This is a genomic window from Aurantibacter sp. (assembly GCF_039941195.1).
Taxonomy (GTDB): Bacteria; Bacteroidota; Bacteroidia; order Flavobacteriales; family Flavobacteriaceae; genus Aurantibacter_A.
In genome coordinates, this window is record NZ_JBDVFA010000104.1 from 1 (window position 1) to 5,671 (window position 5,671).

Annotated in this window: 6 protein-coding genes and 1 pseudogene; all 7 read left to right on the forward strand. The window is 36.2% G+C overall.

The genetic code is table 11. The features are described from left to right. On the forward strand, positions 1 to 494 hold a 494-nt coding region (locus ABJF52_RS18210), incomplete at its 5' end, for a cytochrome c (protein ID WP_348153483.1). A 17-nt stretch (positions 495 to 511) separates the two neighbouring features. Beyond that, positions 512 to 1,762 (forward strand): amidohydrolase/deacetylase family metallohydrolase, encoded by a 1,251-nt coding sequence (locus tag ABJF52_RS18215; RefSeq protein ID WP_348153485.1) that lies wholly within the window; start codon positions 512 to 514, stop codon positions 1,760 to 1,762. 47 nt (positions 1,763 to 1,809) lie between these two features. Continuing rightward, the gene (locus ABJF52_RS18220; protein ID WP_348153487.1) at positions 1,810 to 2,910 is read left to right on the forward strand and encodes a bile acid:sodium symporter family protein; all 1,101 of its coding nucleotides are present in this window, start codon (positions 1,810 to 1,812) and stop codon (positions 2,908 to 2,910) included. A gap of 53 nt (positions 2,911 to 2,963) precedes the next feature. Beyond that, entirely contained in the window at positions 2,964 to 3,440 is a 477-nt protein-coding gene (locus tag ABJF52_RS18225) for a RidA family protein (protein ID WP_348153489.1), read from the forward strand. Positions 3,441 to 3,462: 22 nt separating this feature from the next. Continuing rightward, complete coding sequence (locus ABJF52_RS18230; protein ID WP_348153491.1) at positions 3,463 to 4,695, forward strand: selenocysteine synthase; 1,233 nt, start codon at positions 3,463 to 3,465, stop codon at positions 4,693 to 4,695. 17 nt (positions 4,696 to 4,712) lie between these two features. After that, positions 4,713 to 5,294, forward strand: coding sequence for a RidA family protein (locus tag ABJF52_RS18235; protein WP_348153493.1), 582 nt, complete (start codon positions 4,713 to 4,715; stop codon positions 5,292 to 5,294). Positions 5,295 to 5,298: 4 nt separating this feature from the next. Beyond that, positions 5,299 to 5,671 (forward strand): annotated as a pseudogene (locus tag ABJF52_RS18240) (hypothetical protein); the annotation flags it as partial.

Below are 5,671 nucleotides of genomic sequence, written 5' to 3' on the forward strand. Positions count from 1 at the left end.
AAGTTAGTTATAATGGTAAAAAAGAAGAATTTAATGAGGATCAACTCATTATTATGGAAGAACGCAAGGAAGCTTCAAATGTACGTACTCCAGATATAGTGAATGATAATTTGATGAAGAATGATGCGGTAGGTGGCGAGAAATTGTACTATCAATATTGTAGTGCATGTCATCAAACAAATGGGAAAGGTGCTTCTGGGAGATTTCCGCCATTAGTAAATACAGATTGGGTTTTAGGTGACAGTAATCGTTTAATCAAAGTCCTTTTAAGAGGTATGGAAGGAAGTCTTGAAATCAATGGTGAAGTTTTTAACGGAGTTATGCCGCAACATTCATTTTTAAAGGATAAAGAGGTGGCTCAGATTCTCACTTATATAAGATCAAACTTTGGTAATTCGGCCTCAAAAATTACTGCAAAGCAAGTTGCTGAAACAAGAAAAAACGTTGAAGAGGATAAAGAGAATAACGGACCGATAAAAGTTGCTACAAAATAAATTTCAAATTAAAAATTATGAAAAATACGCGAAACCTTTCAAGATTAACTTCACTACTTTTCTTATTTAGCAGTTTAGTTTTCAATGCACAAGAATATGATATCTTGATAAAGAATGGTCATTTAATTGATGCAAAAAATGGAATTGATAAAGTTTCAGATCTTGCTCTTAAAGATGGGAAAATTGCTGAAGTGGCTAAGTCGATATCAGCAACAAAGGCAAAAAAAGTAATAAATGCTAAAGGATTATTGGTTTCTCCTGGTCTTATCGATATACATAGTCATAATTTTCATGGAACAGAACATAATGCGTATCTCAGTAATAGTTTTACGGCCTTGCCACCAGATGGTTTTTCGTTTAGAAGCGGGGTTACAACAATAGTAGATTGTGGCGGAGCAGGTTGGCGCAATTTTAGACAATTTAAAGAAAATGTAATCGATCAATCCAAGACCCGAGTATTATCTTTTTTAAATATAGTTGGGTCAGGGATGAAAGGTGGAGCAGTAGAACAAAATCAAGCAGATATGGATTCGAAACTTACAGCTATTGTGGCAAAGCAGTTTCCGAATGAAATTGTTGGTGTAAAACTAGCTCATTATTCTGGTTTCGATTGGACGCCTACTGAACGTGCTGCTGAGGCGGGAAGACTTGCAGATATTCCGGTTGTAATTGACTTTGGAGGTAGTCAGCCAGAGCTTTCACTTGAAACTTTATTTATGGAAAAACTTCGACCAGGAGATATATTTACACATGCTTATGCTCATGTAGGAGGTCGTACCCCAATAGTTGATGAAAATGGAATAGTGGAAGATTTTGCCTGGGCCGCACAAAAAAGAGGAATTATTTTCGATGTTGGACATGGCGGTGGTAGTTTTCTTTTTAAGCAAGCAGTACCTGCAATGCAACAAGGTTTTATTCCAAATACAATAAGCACCGATTTACATACTGGAAGTATGAATGGTGGCATGAAAGACATTGTTAATATCATGTCCAAATTTTTAAATATGGATATGCCCGTTGCTGATATTATTGCAGCTACAACCTGGAATTCGGCAAAAGCTATAAAGAGAGAAGAATTAGGTCATCTTTCAAAAGGGGCTGTAGCTGATGTTACTATTTTGAATGTTCGTGAAGGTGATTTTGGGTTTATTGATACCAAAGGAAAACGAATGATGGGAGATAAGAAATTGGAATGTGAATTGACTATTAGAGACGGAAAAGTAGTATATGATTTAAATGGGCTTGCAGCAGAACCATGGAGTAAATAAAAGCTAATTGCATTGTAATTAATTGTAAGGGATAATATAAGAACAAAATGAAAAATATAAAATTACTTTTAGGAGTATCACTTTTTTGCCTCATAATTTTTATTGTAATGTTGGTACTTGATATTAATCAAACTTCTGGTCCGTTTTTAGTATTATTCTTTTTGTTTTTGGCGTTAGCCGCAAAACAGCATACAAGTTTTAAAGGGTTTTCTTATGCCATTTTAATTTTCGGAGCGGTTTCACTGTCCATGTTTTATCCCCAGCCATTTGTACAGATGGGTGATTTTCAAATGAAAAAACTAATAGTACCCTTACTCCAAATAATAATGTTTGGTATGGGTACGGCTATGAGTTTTAATGATTTTGTAGGGGTGATAAAAATGCCTAAAGGGGTGTTAGTAGGTCTTATTTGCCAATTTACTATCATGCCAGTTTTAGGGTTTACTATTGCTAGTATTTTTGGTTTTTCCGCTGAAATCGCAGCAGGGGTAGTGTTAATAGGTTCTTCACCAAGCGGTTTAGCTTCAAATGTAATGGCGTATCTGGCAAAGGCAAATGTTGCTCTTTCAGTTACATTAACGGCTGTGGCTACAATGTTAGCTCCTCTAATGACGCCTACTTTAATGGAGTTTTTTGCGGGTGAATTTGTGCCGATAGATTTTTGGGGTATGATGTGGAGTATTGTTAAAATGGTCATATTACCAATTATAGGAGGTCTACTATTTAATCACTTTTTTCATGGAAAAACACCTTGGCTTGACAAAGCCATGCCTATTCTATCTATGGCTGGTATAGCATTAATAATTATGGTAATAACTGCGGCAGGTAGAGATAGTTTGCTATCCATTGGTTTGTTTTTAATTGTTGCAGCTATTGTGCATAATGCAGCCGGTTATTTTCTTGGATATTGGGGTTGTCGTCTGTTCAAGATGGATGAAAGAGATTGCCGAACAATTGCTCTAGAAGTAGGGATGCAAAATGGAGGATTAGCCTCAGGAATTGCATTAGAAATGGGAAAGGTTGCTACAGTTGGATTAGCGCCCGCAGTATTTGGACCTTGGATGAACATCTCGGGTTCTTCGCTTGCTTTGTATTGGCGAGATAAAGACCCAGATAAAACAGAAGTTCAGGATATTGAAAGTAATTAAAAAACGGTTCTTTAGTGGGCTATAAAATGAATATAAAACTAAATAAAACAAAAATGGAACAACAAACTACAAGAAGAGCATCATTTAAAAAAATTGGAATGGGCTTGGCGACAATTTTTGGAATCGGCTCTGTAAGTGCGATGACTGATAAAGAAAAGAACGCAAAGAAAGAGGTGGTAGGTGATATAGTAACTGACCAAGATATACCGTTATTTTCTGGTGCAGTAAAACATGGTAACACTTTATATATTGCTGGCAAGGGAGCACATGTTGCGCCTTTTGAAATAAAGGCGCATACAGAAATTGTACTTCAAGAACTTCAAAAAGAACTTGAGCGAAATGGTTCTTCAATGGATAAAGTATTGAAGGTGAATGTATATCTCGCTGATCTTGGTGACTATAAAGGTATGAACGAAGTGTTTAGAGGTCGATTCGGAAAAAACCCACCTGTTAGAACTACGGTTGCAACCTATGGTGGAGTACCTGGCAAGTCTTTAGTGGAAATGGATTGCATAGCAGCGGTAGATTAATGAAATAGAAAATAAAGAAATTATGAGTAGTAGAAGAAAAGCATTAAAAACATTATCAACATTGCCATTAGTTGGAGGATTGTTAGGTCCAAGTATATTAGGAGCAGCAGGGGGGAAAGTAACATCAAAATTAGCTTGCCCGATTACTGAACCTTTGGCACGTGATTTTTTTAAAGAACTTGGTATACGAACATTCATAAATGCAGCAGGAACTTATACTTCTATGACCGGTTCACTGATGCATAAAGAAGTAACGGATGCAATTAATTTTGGTGCATCTGAGTATGTAAATTTGGATGAATTGCATGACAAAGTAGGTGAGCGAATTGCAGAGTTGTTAGAATGTGAATATGCTACAGTTTCTTCAGGTTGTTTTGGAGCAATGACTATTGGTCTTGCAGGAGTTATGTGTGGTATGGATACGAAAAAGGTAGCACAATTGCCGGATACGACAGGTATAAAAGATGAAGTGATAGTACAAGAGGCTCATGCAATAGGATATACTCATGCGCTAATTAATACTGGTGCTAAAATAGTTTCTGTAAAAACAGCCAAAGATTTAGAAAAGGCAATTACCAAAAATACTGCAATGTTATGGTTTTTAAACGCTAATACGGATGCAGGTGATATTAAGTGGGAAGAATTTGTGGCTTTAGGTAAAAAACATAATATTCCAACATTTATAGATTGTGCTGCGGATGTGCCACCAGTAGAAAATTTATTTAAGTATACTAAAATGGGCTTTGATTTGGTTGCTTTTTCCGGTGGTAAAGGTATTCGAGGGCCACAAAGTGCTGGATTATTATTAGGGAAAAGAAAATATATTGAAGCTGCTAGACTACATACACCGCCCAGAGGAACGACTATTGCTAGGGGGATGAAAGTAAATAAAGAGGAAGTTTTAGGGATGTTAGTTGCTTTAGAGTTATATTTAGGTAGAGATCATGATAAAGAATGGGCGCTATGGGAAAATCAAATTAAATTGATAAGTGATAGTGCTAAGTCCGTTAAAGGTGTTGAAACAGAAATTCATGTTCCGCCATATGCAAATCATGTACCTAGTCTAAAAATTCGGTGGGACGAGAGCATTGTAGAAATTTCAACAGATGAGATGCGCAAACAGTTACGAGATGGTCATCCGTCAATAGAAACTGTAGGGAATAAAAAAGAGGTAGGCATAACCACATGGATGATGGAGCCTGGACAAGAAAGAATTGTGGCCAGTAGAGTAAAGGAAATACTAGAAAGAGCTTAATGTTTAAAGTAGTTAAAATGAAAAAGACCATTTTATTTATATTAACCTTAGTTTTAATTGTGTCATGTAATCAGGTTGTCGAGCAAAAAAAGGAGGCAGGAAATACAAACGAAGTAAAAGAAATAGTAGATTCTAATTATGATCCAGATTCAAAAATAGAAGAATTGGGGATAACCTTGTCAGCTCCTTCAGCTCCGGTTGCAAATTATGTCAACGCAGTACGGTCGGGTAATCTTATTTTTTTAGCAGGGAAAGGCCCTAAAAAAGCTAATGGTGAAGACATCACAGGTAAAGTAGGTGTTGATTTAACAATTGAAGAAGGTTATGAAGCAGCTAGGATAACTGGTATTAATCAACTTTCAGTGTTAAAAGGTGAGTTGGGTAATTTAAATAAAATAAAAAGAATAGTTAAAGTAAAAGGAATGGTAAATTCATCACCAGATTTTGGTGATCATCCAAAGGTGATTAATGGTTATTCCGATTTAATGGTGGCTGTGTTTGGAGAAAAAGGAAAACATGCAAGAGCAGCGGTAGGTATGGGTTCATTGCCCGGGAATATTCCTGTAGAAATAGAAATGATTGTAGAAGTGCAAGACTAGTACAATGGATAATAAAGAGCAAATAGTGAAGTGGACTGCAAAAGCATTATTGCTTATGTTCACTATGCTTTTGTTGTTGAGTTGTAAATCAAAAGAAGCTGAACCGGAATTCTTATTACGAACCGCTCTTTTGGTAAATGAAAATCACACATGGTATAAAGCCTTCGAATATTTTAGCCAAATTATAGAAGAACGTTCTAAAGGCAGAATAAAAGTACAGGTATATCCCTCGGAACAGCTTGCTAAAGAAATTGAGGCAATTCGACTTATACAAGCTGAGGTGATTGATATGACCACAACGGGATCTACTTTAACCAATTGGTTTGAGGTAGCTACGTTCTGTGAGCTCCCATTTCTAATGCAAGATTCTGTTGATA

Coding starts and splice junctions, on each gene's coding strand:
- ABJF52_RS18215 (WP_348153485.1), top strand. CDS start 512: ATGAAAAATACGCGAAACCTTTCAAGATTAACTTCACTACTTTTCTTA.
- ABJF52_RS18220 (WP_348153487.1), top strand. CDS start 1,810: ATGAAAAATATAAAATTACTTTTAGGAGTATCACTTTTTTGCCTCATA.
- ABJF52_RS18225 (WP_348153489.1), top strand. CDS start 2,964: ATGGAACAACAAACTACAAGAAGAGCATCATTTAAAAAAATTGGAATG.
- ABJF52_RS18230 (WP_348153491.1), top strand. CDS start 3,463: ATGAGTAGTAGAAGAAAAGCATTAAAAACATTATCAACATTGCCATTA.
- ABJF52_RS18235 (WP_348153493.1), top strand. CDS start 4,713: ATGAAAAAGACCATTTTATTTATATTAACCTTAGTTTTAATTGTGTCA.